Raw genomic sequence first — 15,356 nt, forward strand, 5'->3', positions numbered from 1 at the left:
TCTTAAAATTTACTATTAGTAAAAATATGTAATAAGAGTTCAAGACTGCAAATGAAGACATCTTATCTAAAGTTCATCATACATGCATCAATAGCTTCTTTTGGAGCTTATTTCTGTATGTATGCATTTAGAAAACCTTTTAGTGTAGCTACTTTCGAAAACCTTTCTGTTTTTAATATAGATTATAAGATTGTATTAATTATAGCTCAGGTATTAGGGTATACATTCTCTAAGTTTCTAGGAATAAAAATAATATCAGAATTAAAAGCTGAGAATCGGGTAAAGTATTTAATAGGATTAATTCTTTTGGCAGAATTAGCATTAGTATTTTTTGCAATTTTGCCACAACCGTATAATGTGATAGCCTTATTTTTTAATGGATTACCATTAGGAATGATTTGGGGTATTGTATTTTCTTACCTCGAAGGACGAAAGTTTACAGAGATACTAGGAGTAGCTTTATGTAGCAGTTTTATTGTATCCAGTGGAATTGTAAAATCTGTAGGTCTATCTCTTATGAATATTTGGCATGTTTCTCAATTTTGGATGCCAGCCGCTACAGGAGCATTATTTATTGTACCATTATTATTTTTTGCGTGGTTGTTAGAAAAACTACCTGTAACAACATTAGAAGATAAAGTAATGCGATCTGAACGTGTACCAATGTCTGCCAAAGATAGAAAGCATCTTTTGCTCTCATTTTTGATACCAATTACAGGGATTGTACTATTCTATACATTACTAACAGCATTTAGAGATTTTAGAGATAATTTTGCACGAGAACTATGGGATAGTATAGGATATAAAGGGGATGTTTCGGTATATACAACTTCAGAAATTAGTATTGCAGTAGTAGTACTCCTAATTTTAGGAAGCACATTCTATATAAAAAATAATGCAAAAGCGGTATACATATACCATTTCTTAATCTTAATAGGAGTTTTGTGTATCGGAATTTCTACGGTTCTTTTTCAATTAGAAATACTAAACCCTTTTATTTGGATGGTTATATGTGGGTTTGGACTATACATTTGTTACGTTCCTTTTAATTGCTTGTTTTTTGACCGATTTATAGCAATGTTTAAGATCAAAGGAAATGCAGGTTTTTTGATCTATATCGCAGACTCTTTTGGGTACTTAGGTAGTATCACAGCACTATTATATAAAAATTTTGGACAAGCAAATTTAAGTTGGCTAGACTTTTTTATTTATGGAGCATATGGGATAACAATATTAGGAATAGTAATTATGCTAGGCTCTTTGTTGTATTTTAAAAAAGCATACCGTACTAGAATAACAACTATAGAAACAGAATTACATTATGAAAAAATATGACCTCGTTGTTGTAGGAGGTGGAGTACTAGGCACTTTTCATGCATATCATGCATTGCAAAATGGATTACAAGTAGCTTTACTCGAAAAAAATAAAATGCCACAAGGAGCAACTACTCAAAATTTTGGACAAGTAGTTCCTTCTGGAATGAATACCAAATGGCAGACTTATGGTAGAGAAAGTTTAAAAATATACAAAGAAATCCAACAGCAATACGATATAACACTTCGTGAGAATGGATCTGTATATCTGGCATCTAATAAAGAAGAAGTACAACTCATAGAAGAGCTACATCAGATCAATCAAAACAATCAATATACCTCGGAATTATTAACCAAAGAAGAGTGTATTACAAAATATCCTGGATTACGACCCGATTATATACAAGCAGGATTATTTTTTCCAGAAGAAGTTACCGTAGAAGCTCGTGAGATGATACATCGTTTACAAGATTTTATGGTAAAGCATATGAGTTTAGACTATTTTACAAATAGAAACGTAATCGCTTGTGAACAAGTAAATAACTCTGTTAAAATAACCTCTTCTTCAGGAGAAATTTTTGAAGCAGAAAAAGTAATTATTTGTAATGGTAATGAGTTTAAAAACTTATATCCAGAACTTTTTAATAGTAGTGACTTAGAAGTTACAAAACTACAAATGTTGCAAACTAAATCTCAATCTAACTATAAACTATCTGGTAATATTCTAACTGGATGGTCCATCAGGCGATATGAAGCATTTGCAGAATGCCCTTCCTTTTTTAAAATAAAATCTAAAGAAGACCTTGATTCTCTACAGAAAAAATGGGGTGTACACATTTTGTTTAAACAAGCACCAGATGGATCGATAATTATAGGAGACTCTCATGAGTATGCAGATGCTAAAGATATGGAAAATCTGGGATGCACTCTTAATATGGATATAGATCATTTTATGATAGAAGAAGCACAGAAAATTATGGAGTTACCTACTTACACGATCCAAAATAGGTGGTTTGGAATGTATTCGCAATGTAAAACTAGTGATGTATTTCAGCAAACTATAGATGATACTATTCATATCATTACAGGAATTGGAGGTAAAGGAATGACAGGAAGTGCAGGATTTGCAAAAGAAAATATTACACAATTATTTAATATATAATATAACCATGAATAAAAAAATTGACCTAGCTGTTTTTGATATGGCAGGAACTACTGTTAATGAGAATAATATAGTATATAAAACAGTACAGCAATCCATCAATGATCAAGGATATACCGTTAGTTTAGAGGAGGTGTTAGAACATGGTGCAGGAAAAGAAAAATACCAAGCGATACTAGATATTCTAAAAAATACAACCTCTTGTGAAGATATAGAAGATACTGCAAAAAGAGCTTTTTCGAATTTTAAACCTATTTTAAAAAACATATATAAACAATCGGATGTAAGAGCTTTTGATAAAGTAGAAGAATTATTCGGAATCTTAAGAAATAATAATGTAAAAATAGTTCTCAATACAGGATATGATTCCAAAACAGCAAATCAACTGATCAAAAAATTAAATTGGAAAAAAGGAGTTGATTACGATGCCTTACTTACTGCGGATGATGTTACTAATGGTAGACCTCATAAAGAAATGATATGTAAAGCAATGCAGATGTTTACTATCACAGATCCATCTAGGGTATTAAAAGTAGGAGATTCTGCTATAGATATAGAAGAAGGTAAAAATGCCGATTGTGGAATTACAGTAGGTGTTTTAACAGGAGCTCAAAACAAGGAACAGCTACAAAAAGCCAAACCAGATTTTATTATAAATGAATTGTTAGAATTAAGAAAAATTATATTCTATTTAGATTAAAATTATATTAATTGTTTTGTTTTTAGAGGTCGTCTTTTAGGAGATGATCTCTTTTTTAATCCTCTTTATCCAAAAAGAAATATAAAACAATCATTTTACAAGATATTTTACTTCGATTAATAGGCACATGTGGTATACGTCCATCAAAAAAAATAGAATCCCCTTCTTTTAAAATAACTTCTTCATCTCCAATAATATAATGACATTCTCCTACTAGCATATATTTAAATTCATATGCATCTGTTTCTACTTTATTACGTTTAGAATCAGGTTGTATTTCTAAAATAACGACTTCAAAACCAATAGAACTCAGTTGCTTCCCAAAAATATAGTTATAACTAAATCCAATAGCATCTTCTTTTTCAATAGAACTATATTCTGAAGCTCTTGTTACGATATATTTAAAATTAGTTTGTGAAGGCATTCCATTAAAAAATGTAGAAACCTCTACCTCTAGAGCAGTTATAATATTTAATAAAACGGGTAATGAAGGGATCGTTCTTCCATTTTCAATTCTAGAAATAAGTCCATTACTAACTCCAGCTTTAGAAGCAATTGCATTGATAGTCTTTTTATCACTTTTACGAATTTCTTTTAAGCGTTTACCAATACCTATTAAATAATCATTCATTTGTTTACAGATAGTAAGTACTACAAATATTAATAAAAAAGATAAGATTTAGAAGCTATTTCAAACATAATATTACACAAATAAGAAAGAACTATTGTTAGGGTAAGAAAACCTCTGATAGAATAAGGATATAGACTATTAAAGAAATAAGAATTTTAAAACTATAGTACCTTAAAAAACAAATAATCATAAGGTAGGATTTTGATTATTTGTTTGGATTAAGATGTATGAGTACTTAATTAAAAAATTTTAGAAATTCAGACTTGCATGTGTAGGGTAAAAATATATAATCGAATACGGTTTTTAGATGCTTACTTATTAAGCATTAAAAGTTCATTACAAACGATCTCGGTGATATATCGTTTTTCACCCTTAATATCCTCATAATTTCGAGAGGTGAGTTTCCCTTCGATAGCAATTTCTTGCCCTTTGTTGACATACTTTTCTATAATATCAGCGGTTTTACCCCATGCGATGATATTATGCCATTGCGTATCGGTGATTTTATCTCCTTGTTTATTATAATAATACTCATTTGTAGCTATCGAGAATTTTGCAAGCTTTTTACCAGACTCTAGATTGATAATTTCTGGATCTTGTCCTAGGTTTCCGATCAACTGTACTTTGTTTTTTAGTGTATTCATGGTTCTCTTTTTTTATATATTAATATTATATCTAGAAATGATTATTCAGGTTTTTTATAATTTATTAATTTTAAAGTGCTGTTAGATAGTTAACTGTATTTTTGATGCAAACTTATAGTGTACTTCTAGGTAAATTCGGTTAGGAAATGCTTGTTTTCGTTTGTATCCGTTTGTAGTCGCTTATTAAATGTTAATGATTAGCTATTAGAATGAAAAATAGTTACTTTCTGTACTAAACTATCACTACCAAGAATATTGACTAATTTGATAAATAAGTAGAATGTATGAGAAAAAGAATATTAATTTCATTGATTATTATGTTAATGATAGCAATAACAATCTCTTGCCAGTCAAGTGAAAATAGCACAAAACATAAACTTAAATATGAATCCACTATCTGGATTAATTCAAAAAAAGCGGTTTGTAATGCTGGAGGAATTAATAAAGAATGTTATATGATTAAGCGTAATCTAAAACAAAAAGAATGGGAACTTTTTTCTGATGAGATTATCGGGTTTCAGTATGAAGAGGGGTATGAGTATGAGATAAAGGTAGAAACTAAAAAAATGAAGACCCCTCTAGCAGATGCTTCTTCTGTAAAATATACCTTAATGAAAGTGATCAGAAAAAAAGAAATTCAAAATGGATTATCAATAGCTAATCAATGGATAATTTCGAGTTTTGCTGAGCAAGAGAATTTGACTATACCTGTTTCAAAAGATTCATTTATTATGATCGATGAAAAAGAAAATAAATTTAATGGAAATGGCGCTTGTAATACAATATCAGGGGATGTACTGATTTCTGGGAATGCTATACGATTTGAAAAAATAATCTCTACTGAAATGGCTTGTGAAAACTTAGAACAAGAAAATAAATTTATAAAAGCCCTAGAAGCGGTAACAACTTTTAAAATAATAGGTTGTGAATTGTTTTTATACAGAAAAAATGAAAAATTAGTAACTTTAGAGAGTTGCAGATAAGATATTTTGAATAAAATGTATACTATTATTAATAAAATATTGAAAATAATTAGGAGCAATTTAGCTATTATAAAATAGAAATCCTCTTTTATAATGACTCTAAATTTTTATAAACTTAAAAAGAAATAAAAATGAACGCTACAGATACTATTTATATTAATGGATATAAACATGTTTCTTATCATTCAGATATATTTTCTGAAGAAGAATTAACTATAAAAAGTAAATCGTTTTATGAATGGCTAGATAAAAGAAGATCTGTTAGGGATTTTTCTGATAAAAACGTTCCCAAAGAAGTTATCGAAAACCTTATTAAAAGTGCTTCTACGGCTCCCTCTGGAGCACATAAACAACCATGGACATTCTGTGCTATCTCTAATCCGGCTCTAAAAAAACAGATCCGTAACGAAGCAGAAATAGAAGAAAAAGAAAGCTATGAAAATAGAATGAGTGAACGCTGGAAAAAAGATTTAGAACCATTAAATACTGATATGCACAAGCCATTTTTAGAAATAGCACCTTGGTTGATTATAGCTTTTAAAAAAGTATATGAACTCGAGAGTGGTGGACATAAGCATAATAATTATTATGTAAACGAATCTATAGGAATAGCTTGTGGAATGTTAATATCAGCAATTCATAATGCAGGATTAGTTACATTAATACATACTCCAAGTCCGATGAATTTTTTAACAAATATTCTTAAAAGACCTAGTAATGAAAGAGCTTTTTTATTGCTCCCAGTAGGGTATCCTAAACTTCCTACATATGTGCCGGATCTAAAGAGAAAAGGATTAGATGAAATGACTGTTTTTTATGAATAATTTTAATGTACTGTTATTTAAAACATTACGATTGCATGTAAGACAACTAGAAGATAAAGATTTAGAGTCATTCTATGACATGCAAAGCAATCGAGGTGTGATGAAATATATTAAGAAAGAGATGAATTTTGAACAAAGTAAACAAGAATTAGATCGTTTTATTGGGTATTATAATGATGATTCTATTTTTTTCAAAATATGGGCTATTATAAATAAAAATACTAATCAATTTATAGGCATATGTGGAGTATACGAAAACGATATGTCAGAGTTGGAGATTGCCTATCGATTAAGAGAATGTTTTTGGGGAAAAGGATTTGGGTTAGAAATAGCAAAAGGATTGATAACATATTGTTTTGAACAAATGAAATTAAAAGAACTAGTGGCCTATGTGGATAAAGATAATTTAAATTCAATACGTATTTTAGAGCAAGAAATGAAGTATGTAACAGAAATATATGTTAAAAAAGAAGATTCTGTAGAACGAAAATATAAGCTGAGTAAAAAAGAGTATTATAACAATACTTAGTATTGAATTATTTTTTCAATGTCATTATCGTTAGTTATAGCAGCATTTTTATATTTTAGTGTCCAACCTAGAGAATTTGTGAGAATATATATTTTTTGTAATTCACTGATAAGTCTATTTTTAGAGTTGGTAATAAGAGGAGATTTTTTTACTTTTTCATTTAATTGCATTAAGGCTTTTTTTCGGATCGAGTTATGATCTTCAGGGCTAAACTTATTAATAACTCCTTCTTGGATATCGTGGTACTTTATTTCTGGATTAATGTTAACTTCTGCACTAGGAATTTCTGTAATCGTTACTGTTTTATCATCTTTATTGATGATGTGTTTAATTTTTCTTAGGTCATAAGATACTTGGACATTGGCATTAACAAGGACTATTATTTTTTTCTTAGAAGAGAGAACTTTAAAATACGTTTTATCATCCTCATAGGTTATAATATCCGAAAAATGCCCTTCTGTAACAACAAGCTTACCTACGTTTTTTATCTGATTAAGAATAAGCCCAGAAGAGGTAGTCTCTATTTTATGGGTATTAAGTTGATCCATACCATATTTGATACCGAGTATTAAAAAGGCTGTTAAGAGCACACCAAGTAAAAAATTACGCATATAAGTATCATTTTTTTTATAAATGTACATAAAAAAATAGCCTACCGGATAGGAAAGGCTATTTGTATATTTATAATAGATGAAATGTATTTATCCTTGTGGAGGATATTTTTCTAAGATTGCAGTAACAATTTCATTCATTTTCTCCTGTTTTTTATGGACATCTTTAACTAATGCAGAAGATCCCATTCCTTGCCAAATCAATTCTTTTTTAGAAGCATCTATAAGATCAATATATAAAGTGCCTTCAGTAGATCTAGATACTGTATTGTAGTTAGGCCCCCAGAACCAAGGACTCCAACCCCATCCATATCCCCAATTAAGGTTATTTTGATAGATATTTATATTTTCTTTAGTTTTTGTAAAAATGCTAACCAATACATCTGGATTAGATGATTTTTTAAAACCTTTAGCATTCATGTCAGCTTCGATAGCTCTAAGAATACGTTTTTTATCAAGGTCGTTGATTTCTGCTTTATCGATTCCAGGTTTATAAAAAGCATAGCTTTTATAGGTATCAAAATTAGCCTGCTTATCATAGTCTGAAGCTACTCGTACTGTAGTACAAGAACTTAGTAGTATGATAAGGATTAATGATAAAAATGAAAAATTTTTCATAATCCTTGTGTTTTTATAGATTGAACAATAGCTTTTTGTATAAAAAATAACCTCAATAATCATACCATGAGGGAGTTATGGGATTTATTTTTTAGAATAACTATTCGTCTTTTTATCATACCCATATGGGCAATGTCTGCATCCGCTCTCACAACAATACCCTCTTCTAAGATGATATTGTTCTGTAAAACATCGATATCCTTCAGGGGTTATATAATAATCTCCCTCTTGTGGGGTTAACATTTTTTTAGGGTTATTCATAACTACAAAAATAGTATCTTGCACTTAATATGCCCATTGTTGTTAACAAATATTTGATAGGTCGTCATTTTGTAGGTATTGCCCTATGGCCCTTTATTGTGATCAATAACTCGTATCTTAAGAATGATGAGGTCTTTATTAATCACGAAAAAATTCATCTAAGACAGCAAGCAGAACTTTTGGTAATACCATTTTATGGATTCTATCTTATAGAATATGTTATTAGATTGATTCAATACCGAAATTCTCATCAGGCCTATCGTAATATTTCATTTGAAAGAGAAGCATATGTTAATGAAGACGATCTATATTATCTTAAGGTCAGAAAACCTTGGAGTTTTATAAAATACTTATAGATGAATATTTTTTCTTCAGAAAAGAAATTTATAGAAAATCAATCGATTACAGATTCTATTTTAAATGATTTTAAAGTTACTCTTGATATTAAACGCGAAGATCAAATCCATAAACATGTCTCGGGCAATAAGTTTAGAAAACTAAAGTATAATCTGCTTGAAGCTAAGAAATTAGGATATACTACGGTACTTACTTTTGGAGGAGCATATAGTAATCATATTGCTGCAACAGCAGCAGCAGGAGAGATTTTGGGTCTAAGAACGATAGGAATTATACGAGGAGAAGAATTAGCAAAAGACCTTCAGAAAACCCTATCAGAAAATGACACATTGTACCATGCCTCTACATCAGGAATGCATCTAAAATTCATTAGTAGAGAAACATATAGAGAGAAAACGTCTTCAGTTTTCATAACACAATTAAAAAAAGAATTTGGAGCATGTTATATCATCCCAGAAGGAGGCACTAACTCTTTAGCTATTAAAGGATGCGAAGAAATTCTGACTTCTCAGGATAAGAACTATGATATTATATGTTGTGCAGTGGGAACAGGAGGTACTATTGCAGGAATTATTAATAGCATAGATAGCCATCAAAAAGTCATAGGTTTTCCTGCATTAAAAGGAAGATTTCTTACTGATGAGATTAAAAAGTATACATCTAAAACAAATTGGAAGCTTATTGAAGACTATCATTTTGGAGGGTATGGTAAAATAAATCGAGAAGGTATTGAGTTTATAAATAAGTTTAATGATCAGCAACATATCGGATTAGATCCCGTCTATACAGGTAAGATGATTTTTGGGATTTTTGACTTGATACAAAAAGGTGTTTTTAAGAAAAATACTCGTATTTTAGCTGTTCATACTGGTGGTTTGCAAGGAATAGCCGGAATGAATAAAAAATTAAAAAAAAAGAAGTTACCCCTTATTACAATTAGATAGTAGCATGAGAAAATTTATTATATTGTTATGTATCGCTACAGTCATGATTTCTTGTGGAGGAAGCAAAAAAGTAGCATCTTCTAGAACAAATAGACCAATTCCTAAACGAACTACCGTTACTAATATAGAACGAACGACTAGAGAAGTTATATCAGGAGATAACAATATCGAGAAGACTGTAAAAAAACCACTCCCTGTTTTGTCATATAAAGATAAAGTACAGCACTACATATACGAATATGCTGGTATTGCAAAAAATGAAATGAGAGTATATGGTATTCCGGCAAGTATTACTCTAGCACAAGGAATTTTAGAATCAGGAGCAGGGTATGGTGATTTAACGCAAAGAGCAAAAAATCATTTTGGGATCAAATGCCATGATTGGAAAGGTGATCGAGTATATCATGATGATGATAGGTCACAGGAGTGTTTTAGAAAATATAACTTGGCAAGTGAATCTTTTAGAGACCATTCCTTATTCTTAAAAGATCGCAAACGATATTCAAGACTGTTTACTTTTAGCAAAAAAGATTATAAATCTTGGGCACGAGGTTTGCGAGAAGCAGGATACGCTACAGATAAGAAATACCCGCAAAAATTGATTGCTATTATAGAACGTTATCAGTTGTATGATTTTGATAAGGAAGTGCTTAGCGGAAAAAAGCCAAAAAGAGTAGAAAAAGCACAAATTGTTAAAGATAAAGTAGTATTAATTGAAGCAGTTACCCCTGCTGTTACGGTCACAACGACAGATAAGAAAGGAGAGCATACTGTAAAAAAAGGAGATACTCTATATTCGATTTCTAGAAGATATAAAATTTCTGTACAAGAACTCAAAACATTTAATAATCTAGCAGATAATACGATCAAAATTGGTCAAGTTATAAAAGTATCCACTGCCGAGGAAGAGGAAGAAGATTTTAATTAAGATATGATCTACAAAAGAAGTAGCGCACTATTTGCAGAAGCGCAAAAAGTAATTCCAGGAGGAGTTAATTCACCAGTACGAGCATTTAAAGCTGTTGGAGGTGATCCAATATTTGTTAAAGAAGCTAAAGGACCATATTTATATGATGAAGATGGTAATCGTTTGATAGACTATATTAATTCATGGGGACCTATGATCTTAGGTCATGCTTATCCTCCTGTTGTTAATGCAGTTATTGATAAAGCTAAGAAAGGAACCAGTTTTGGGATGCCTACAGAGATAGAAACCCAGATAGCAGAGCTTGCTGTAGGAATGGTACCCAATATAGATAAAATACGATTTGTAAATTCGGGTACAGAAGCTTGTATGAGTGCCGTTCGACTAGCACGTGGATATACAGGTAGAGATAAGATCATCAAATTTGCAGGATGTTATCATGGACATAGTGATTCTTTTTTAATTCAGGCAGGAAGCGGAGCAGTTACTTTTGGAAGCCCGAATAGTCCTGGTGTAACCAAAGGAACAGCACAAGACACTTTATTAGCTAGATATAATGATTTACAAAATGTAGCAGATGTTATTGCCGCTAACAAAGGAGAGATAGCATGTGTTATCATAGAACCAATTGCAGGAAACATGGGGTGTATACCACCTGTAAATGGATTTTTAGAGGGACTTAGAACCTTATGTGATGCTGATGATATTCTTTTGATTTTTGATGAGGTAATGACTGGTTTTAGGTTAGCAAAAGGAGGAGCGCAAGAGCTTACTGGAGTGAATGCAGATATTGTTACTTTTGGTAAAGTGATAGGAGGAGGGTTACCCGTAGGAGCTTTTGCTGCTCGGTCAGAAATTATGAATCATTTAGCGCCATTAGGACCGGTGTATCAGGCAGGAACTTTAAGTGGTAATCCATTAGCAATGGCAGCAGGATTAGCAATGCTTACGGAGTTAAATACAAACTCAGGAGTGTTTAAAAGCCTGAAAGATAAGACAACATATTTGCATAAAGGTATTACTAAAGCTTTACAAGATCAAAATGTCATACATACTATTAATAGAATAGGTTCTATGATTTCTGTTCATTTTGCAGAAGATACTGTAGTAGATTTTGATACTGCAGCAAAAGGAAATAATGATACGTTTAAAAAATTCTTTCATGGAATGCTAGCTAACGGAGTTTATATTGCTCCTAGTGCTTTTGAAACCTGGTTCATTACAGACGCTTTAACATATGCAGATCTAGATGAAACGATTTTGGCAGTACAAAAAGTAGCGAAAGCACTTTAACCATAAAAACAATATAGATATAGAATATTATATCAATAACGATTAGGAGTAGAAATTTCTGGAGTAACTATTTTTTCAAATTGAATTTTGCCAGTTCCTTGTGTATTAATATTTCTCGAATTTATAACCTGTTGATTTGATTTTAATTGCACTGTTAAATTATTTTTTCCTTTTTTTAAAGGTACTCGGGTATAGAATATTGTATTAGGTAAACTTTGCCAGTTACGAGTATCAGCTCCTTCTGTCAAGGCATTAAACAGCCCCAATAAAGCACCAAGATCACTATTTTGATCTTTTAGAGTATATTCAGAAATTTTCTTGGTTGCTAATCGCAACGCTACTTTTCCAATTTCTCTTAGAGTTCTGTCTTTTAATGTTTTAAATGCTATTTCATTATAATTTTGTGCTAACTGGAATGGGTAAGATACACTATCTAGTTGTACCTCTGCATTACTATAAAGAGGTTGTCGACTAACATATTTAGGAAAGGCTACGTTAAATATGTCTATGTCAGAAAAATCAGAACGTCCATTTCCACCTGTAGATATAGGTAAAGGAAGGTTTAGTGAAAGTTCTTCGTTTATGATCGTTACCATTCCTGTGTTATTACCAGGTAAAATAGTGAAGGTGTAATAAGTCTGGTCTTTATATGGTGCTAATCCATTTTCCCAAAAAACGATAGCTTCACCTCCCTCGGTATTGTTTTTAGGAACATAAGAAATATTTAATAGTTTCTCATAACGTTCTACTTCGCTATCAAATCCCATGATATGTGCAGTTCGTAACATATCTTGACAAAGTTGACTGGGTAAGGGGACGCCAATATAGGTTCCTTGATTATTTAGGTATAAATCCACAGCATTACGATAGGATATGAATGCATCATTGATATTTCCAGAAGCTTCATATAATAACCCTTGTAATGTGTGTGCAAAAGCATCGTCTTTGTATCTGTTTTTTTTTCCAGAAGGATATTTTTCGTTTATTTTTTGTAATTGTAAAGTAATGCGTTTAGCTTCTACAATGGCTTCATCATACTTATTTAAAAACATGTAATTAAGTGCCTTATAATAGTGTATTGCTACTTTTTCAAAATCTTCACCTTTATATGTCTCTTTTTGCGGATTTAAAAGAACACCTAATATTTGATTTCCTAGAGCTTTTTTATTAGATTCGATAAGTAGATCAGCTTTGTTAAATAACTCATTACTAAGGGTGTGATCTCCTGTTAGATATGCTAATTTTCCTTTTTCAAATAAGTATAAGAGCTGGTTTCTTGGTTTGGTTAAAAATTTGTTCTTATCGATAACAGTAAGGGCTCCTTGTATATCCCCTTGTTGTACTTTTGTTTGAAAAAGTACACTCTTGGTATGATAACTGCTACAACTACTAAGTATTAATAGAGTTGAATATAATAATATACTAAAGAAAGCTGATTTTATTTTTATACAAATCATGGTCAATTATAAAAAAAGCTTTCCTAAGAAAGCTTACTGTAAGTAGGTGCTTATTTTTTTTATTTAGCTAATTTAAAATTAGTTTTTAACAAACTTCTTAATTTTCTTATCACCAATCCACACTTTTTCATTAGTTTGGATATTAGTTAATTCTAAATCAATCTGATAGTAAACTACTTTTTGTCTGTTATGAGCATCTACTATAGAGTTGATATTCCCTTGCAACATATAATCTGCACCTGTCTCTAATCCAAATTTTTTCATCGTTGATACAGAGGAGTTATTTTGTTGGTCAGCACGTTCGCTTCTTAGCTCTTCTCGCATTTTACCACCTTGTACTACTCTAACTTTCTGACGTTGAATAAATGCTTTTTCTATATCTTTAATAAAAGTTTCACTCTCGATATGTTCATGTGATTTGTTTCGTACTAGTCCAACTATAACTACAGGTTTTTTGCCTTTTTCTTGGATATGGTCAGTTATCCAATTTCCTGTAAGTACTTCGTCAGTAAGTTCTTCTGCAGCAAGTCTAGAATCAGTATCGTTCCAACGACCACTAATATCAATTTGTGCATCTGTAGCTACTCGGGTAACTTTTCTGGAACATGAGGTGTTTATGACTACTGCTAATAGCACTACTATAGTTGTTACTATTGATTTTTTCATTATATGATTTTTATTAAGGTGTTTTTATATAGATTAAGGTATCTTTACCAGATAAGACAGGCTCCTAATAATCCTAATGTTAATAAATCACTTCCGTAATTGTAATAACCAGAGTTAAACCCAGAATACCCATAGTTTTCGTAATAAGTCGTGTTTCTAGCACGCTCTAATCTTCGTTGATGCCTCCAGTATGGTCTTTGAGCACGATATTGTCTTCTTAAAGAACGTAATTCTCTTTTCTCTTCTAGAGGATCAATAGCTTTATAAGTTTCTTGTAGAGTAGTTCCCTGAGCTAATGTATATTCATTGCTATTTGTTAAGAATTTATCCATAGCTTTTTTATAGTTAGGATTTTGATCTTCTACTAGAGTTGTGGTTTTTTGTGCATAACTCGTTAATCCTATAATAACGAAAACGAGTATTGAAACTATTTTTTTCATAATACTTTATTATTAGTTAGTTATTTTAACAAATATCAATCATTATGCCAAAAATGAATGGTCAAGATTTGTTTTATTAATAATAAATACTGACAATTTAAAAATAAAAAGGTTGCACAATGTTATGTAATAGTTTATATTTTATATAAAAAATAACGTTTTTTTATAGGGACATTGCTAAAGTTAGTTAAAAAAATAGGGTATCGCTTACACCTTAAACTATAATATATCAGATAGTTATTAATACTTCAAAATAAAACTGACTGGGGTTATATTTTGGTTACTTTTTTATTTAAATCAAAAATTGTTATTTGTTTTTTAAGTATTTCTAAAAACAAATTGATGTTAAAAATAAGTATTGATTAGTTGTTTTAATAAAATAAGATGATGGATTTAATTTTAAGTTAGATGATTATAAAGTTATAGGGCTAGCCAATCACCTAATTCTATTATATCCCCATTAGGGAACTTTACTTCATATACAATTGGATTCATTTCATTCTTTTGAATATAGGGGTATTTTTGTAAATATTCTTTTCCACTATAATCAGCGTAATCTTCTCGTATAGGTAAAATTGCAATATGATCTATCGATTTTTGAGTATTAGCATATCTGATTTGCCATTTACAGTGTTTAGAACTAATGGCGTTTTCTGTAGCAATAAAAATAAACTTACGACTCTTTTTTATTTTATCCTCTATCTGCTCTTGTATACGTTTAGTAACCATTTTATCTTCTGATGTTATTTCTTCTAATATATAATCTACGTGAATAAGTATTCTAAATCCTTTTAGGAAATTAATGGCGCTATCAAGTTCTTCTAATTCATCATATTTGTAAGAAAGAAATAGTAAGGTTTTAAGGAGCTTTGTTTCTTCTTTAAAGAGTTGCAAGCTTTTGATGACAGACTTATTGTATATCCTAGCATTGTTTCTAAACTGTAGTAATCCATATTTTGACAATATATTCATCCGTTTTGTAACATGTTTTTATACA

At 30.6% G+C, this 15,356-nt stretch carries 19 protein-coding genes; 10 read left to right on the forward strand and 9 right to left on the reverse strand.

Annotated features, from left to right (window positions below; all coding sequences use genetic code 11):
• Positions 1-51: 51 nt before the first annotated feature.
• Genes N456_RS00595 through N456_RS00605 form a run of 3 tightly spaced genes read left to right on the forward strand, consistent with a single transcriptional unit; the run spans position 52 to position 3,176 of the window.
• On the forward strand, positions 52-1,335 hold the full coding sequence (locus tag N456_RS00595) for a DUF5690 family protein (RefSeq protein ID WP_062052798.1): 1,284 nt from the start codon (positions 52-54) through the stop codon (positions 1,333-1,335).
• On the forward strand, positions 1,322-2,476 hold the full coding sequence (locus N456_RS00600) for a TIGR03364 family FAD-dependent oxidoreductase (RefSeq protein WP_062052800.1): 1,155 nt from the start codon (positions 1,322-1,324) through the stop codon (positions 2,474-2,476). The genes N456_RS00595 and N456_RS00600 overlap by 14 nt, the downstream gene beginning before the upstream one ends.
• Before the next feature lie 7 nt (positions 2,477-2,483).
• Positions 2,484-3,176 carry an HAD hydrolase-like protein gene (locus N456_RS00605; protein ID WP_062053028.1) on the forward strand — a complete coding sequence of 231 codons (693 nt, stop codon included), beginning with the start codon at positions 2,484-2,486 and terminating at the stop codon, positions 3,174-3,176.
• 55 nt (positions 3,177-3,231) lie between these two features.
• Here N456_RS00605 and N456_RS00610 read toward each other — a convergent pair whose 3' ends face one another.
• Both N456_RS00610 and N456_RS00615 read right to left on the reverse strand, forming a co-directional pair.
• Complete coding sequence (locus N456_RS00610; RefSeq protein WP_082422385.1) at positions 3,232-3,807, reverse strand: helix-turn-helix domain-containing protein; 576 nt, start codon at positions 3,805-3,807, stop codon at positions 3,232-3,234.
• A 311-nt stretch (positions 3,808-4,118) separates the two neighbouring features.
• On the reverse strand, positions 4,119-4,451 hold the full coding sequence (locus N456_RS00615; protein WP_062052804.1) for a single-stranded DNA-binding protein: 333 nt from the start codon (positions 4,449-4,451) through the stop codon (positions 4,119-4,121).
• Positions 4,452-4,735: 284 nt separating this feature from the next.
• On the opposite strand from N456_RS00615, the gene N456_RS00620 reads away from it, so the two are divergent.
• The 3 genes from N456_RS00620 (at position 4,736) to N456_RS00630 (ending at position 6,787) form a co-directional block, all read left to right on the forward strand.
• Positions 4,736-5,434 carry a DUF4377 domain-containing protein gene (locus N456_RS00620; protein WP_082422386.1) on the forward strand — a complete coding sequence of 233 codons (699 nt, stop codon included), beginning with the start codon at positions 4,736-4,738 and terminating at the stop codon, positions 5,432-5,434.
• 131 nt (positions 5,435-5,565) lie between these two features.
• Positions 5,566-6,258: a nitroreductase family protein gene (locus N456_RS00625; protein WP_062052808.1), complete on the forward strand. Its 693-nt coding sequence runs from the start codon at positions 5,566-5,568 to the stop codon at positions 6,256-6,258.
• Positions 6,251-6,787 carry a GNAT family N-acetyltransferase gene (locus tag N456_RS00630; RefSeq protein WP_062052810.1) on the forward strand — a complete coding sequence of 179 codons (537 nt, stop codon included), beginning with the start codon at positions 6,251-6,253 and terminating at the stop codon, positions 6,785-6,787. Before N456_RS00625 ends, N456_RS00630 begins: the two co-directional genes overlap by 8 nt.
• On the opposite strand, the gene N456_RS00635 is transcribed toward N456_RS00630, so the two are convergent.
• The 3 genes from N456_RS00635 to N456_RS24165 form a co-directional block, all read right to left on the reverse strand.
• Positions 6,784-7,398: a DUF4230 domain-containing protein gene (locus tag N456_RS00635; protein WP_062053030.1), complete on the reverse strand. Its 615-nt coding sequence runs from the start codon at positions 7,396-7,398 to the stop codon at positions 6,784-6,786. The genes N456_RS00630 and N456_RS00635 overlap by 4 nt on opposite strands.
• 90 nt (positions 7,399-7,488) lie before the next feature.
• A complete protein-coding gene (locus tag N456_RS00640) occupies positions 7,489-8,016 on the reverse strand; it encodes a DUF4136 domain-containing protein (RefSeq protein WP_062052813.1) in 528 nt (175 codons plus the stop codon).
• Between the two features lie 84 nt (positions 8,017-8,100).
• Positions 8,101-8,259, reverse strand: a complete 159-nt coding sequence (locus N456_RS24165) for a C1orf53 family protein (protein WP_420834717.1) — start codon at positions 8,257-8,259, stop codon at positions 8,101-8,103.
• 47 nt (positions 8,260-8,306) lie between these two features.
• Here N456_RS24165 and N456_RS00645 point away from each other — a divergent pair, with 47 nt between their 5' ends.
• From N456_RS00645 to hemL, 4 genes are read left to right on the forward strand one after another with little or no spacing between them, the layout of a single operon-like run.
• Positions 8,307-8,633 (forward strand): hypothetical protein, encoded by a 327-nt coding sequence (locus N456_RS00645; RefSeq protein ID WP_062052816.1) that lies wholly within the window; start codon positions 8,307-8,309, stop codon positions 8,631-8,633.
• Complete coding sequence (locus tag N456_RS00650) at positions 8,634-9,578, forward strand: 1-aminocyclopropane-1-carboxylate deaminase/D-cysteine desulfhydrase (protein WP_062052818.1); 945 nt, start codon at positions 8,634-8,636, stop codon at positions 9,576-9,578.
• Between the two features lie 4 nt (positions 9,579-9,582).
• Positions 9,583-10,506, forward strand: a complete 924-nt coding sequence (locus N456_RS00655; protein WP_062052820.1) for a glucosaminidase domain-containing protein — start codon at positions 9,583-9,585, stop codon at positions 10,504-10,506.
• A 3-nt stretch (positions 10,507-10,509) separates the two neighbouring features.
• Complete coding sequence (hemL, locus tag N456_RS00660) at positions 10,510-11,796, forward strand: glutamate-1-semialdehyde 2,1-aminomutase (RefSeq protein ID WP_062052822.1); 1,287 nt, start codon at positions 10,510-10,512, stop codon at positions 11,794-11,796.
• 32 nt (positions 11,797-11,828) lie between these two features.
• Here hemL and N456_RS00665 read toward each other — a convergent pair whose 3' ends face one another.
• From N456_RS00665 to N456_RS00680, 4 genes are all read right to left on the reverse strand, one after another.
• The gene (locus N456_RS00665) at positions 11,829-13,253 is read right to left on the reverse strand and encodes a COG3014 family protein (RefSeq protein ID WP_062052823.1); all 1,425 of its coding nucleotides are present in this window, start codon (positions 13,251-13,253) and stop codon (positions 11,829-11,831) included.
• A gap of 78 nt (positions 13,254-13,331) precedes the next feature.
• Complete coding sequence (locus N456_RS00670) at positions 13,332-13,919, reverse strand: penicillin-binding protein activator LpoB (RefSeq protein WP_062052825.1); 588 nt, start codon at positions 13,917-13,919, stop codon at positions 13,332-13,334.
• 44 nt (positions 13,920-13,963) lie between these two features.
• Positions 13,964-14,359 carry a hypothetical protein gene (locus tag N456_RS00675; protein ID WP_062052827.1) on the reverse strand — a complete coding sequence of 132 codons (396 nt, stop codon included), beginning with the start codon at positions 14,357-14,359 and terminating at the stop codon, positions 13,964-13,966.
• A gap of 420 nt (positions 14,360-14,779) precedes the next feature.
• Entirely contained in the window at positions 14,780-15,331 is a 552-nt protein-coding gene (locus tag N456_RS00680) for a toll/interleukin-1 receptor domain-containing protein (RefSeq protein WP_062052828.1), read from the reverse strand.
• Positions 15,332-15,356: the final 25 nt, after the last annotated feature.

It is taken from the genome of Aquimarina longa SW024, from assembly GCF_001401755.1.
Taxonomy (GTDB): Bacteria; Bacteroidota; Bacteroidia; order Flavobacteriales; family Flavobacteriaceae; genus Aquimarina; species Aquimarina longa.

What these genes read in the sequence shown, in the direction of transcription:
- N456_RS00655 (WP_062052820.1), top strand. Translation starts at nt 9,583, where the DNA reads ATGAGAAAATTTATTATATTGTTATGTATCGCTACAGTCATGATTTCT.
- hemL (WP_062052822.1), top strand. Translation starts at nt 10,510, where the DNA reads ATGATCTACAAAAGAAGTAGCGCACTATTTGCAGAAGCGCAAAAAGTA.
- N456_RS00645 (WP_062052816.1), top strand. Translation starts at nt 8,307, where the DNA reads ATGCCCATTGTTGTTAACAAATATTTGATAGGTCGTCATTTTGTAGGT.
- N456_RS00680 (WP_062052828.1), bottom strand. Translation starts at nt 15,331, where the DNA reads ATGAATATATTGTCAAAATATGGATTACTACAGTTTAGAAACAATGCT.
- N456_RS00595 (WP_062052798.1), top strand. Translation starts at nt 52, where the DNA reads ATGAAGACATCTTATCTAAAGTTCATCATACATGCATCAATAGCTTCT.
- N456_RS00610 (WP_082422385.1), bottom strand. Translation starts at nt 3,807, where the DNA reads ATGAATGATTATTTAATAGGTATTGGTAAACGCTTAAAAGAAATTCGT.
- N456_RS24165 (WP_420834717.1), bottom strand. Translation starts at nt 8,259, where the DNA reads ATGTTAACCCCACAAGAGGGAGATTATTATATAACCCCTGAAGGATAT.
- N456_RS00620 (WP_082422386.1), top strand. Translation starts at nt 4,736, where the DNA reads ATGAGAAAAAGAATATTAATTTCATTGATTATTATGTTAATGATAGCA.
- N456_RS00605 (WP_062053028.1), top strand. Translation starts at nt 2,484, where the DNA reads ATGAATAAAAAAATTGACCTAGCTGTTTTTGATATGGCAGGAACTACT.
- N456_RS00650 (WP_062052818.1), top strand. Translation starts at nt 8,634, where the DNA reads ATGAATATTTTTTCTTCAGAAAAGAAATTTATAGAAAATCAATCGATT.
- N456_RS00665 (WP_062052823.1), bottom strand. Translation starts at nt 13,253, where the DNA reads ATGATTTGTATAAAAATAAAATCAGCTTTCTTTAGTATATTATTATAT.
- N456_RS00600 (WP_062052800.1), top strand. Translation starts at nt 1,322, where the DNA reads ATGAAAAAATATGACCTCGTTGTTGTAGGAGGTGGAGTACTAGGCACT.
- N456_RS00670 (WP_062052825.1), bottom strand. Translation starts at nt 13,919, where the DNA reads ATGAAAAAATCAATAGTAACAACTATAGTAGTGCTATTAGCAGTAGTC.
- N456_RS00675 (WP_062052827.1), bottom strand. Translation starts at nt 14,359, where the DNA reads ATGAAAAAAATAGTTTCAATACTCGTTTTCGTTATTATAGGATTAACG.
- N456_RS00615 (WP_062052804.1), bottom strand. Translation starts at nt 4,451, where the DNA reads ATGAATACACTAAAAAACAAAGTACAGTTGATCGGAAACCTAGGACAA.
- N456_RS00640 (WP_062052813.1), bottom strand. Translation starts at nt 8,016, where the DNA reads ATGAAAAATTTTTCATTTTTATCATTAATCCTTATCATACTACTAAGT.
- N456_RS00635 (WP_062053030.1), bottom strand. Translation starts at nt 7,398, where the DNA reads ATGCGTAATTTTTTACTTGGTGTGCTCTTAACAGCCTTTTTAATACTC.
- N456_RS00630 (WP_062052810.1), top strand. Translation starts at nt 6,251, where the DNA reads ATGAATAATTTTAATGTACTGTTATTTAAAACATTACGATTGCATGTA.
- N456_RS00625 (WP_062052808.1), top strand. Translation starts at nt 5,566, where the DNA reads ATGAACGCTACAGATACTATTTATATTAATGGATATAAACATGTTTCT.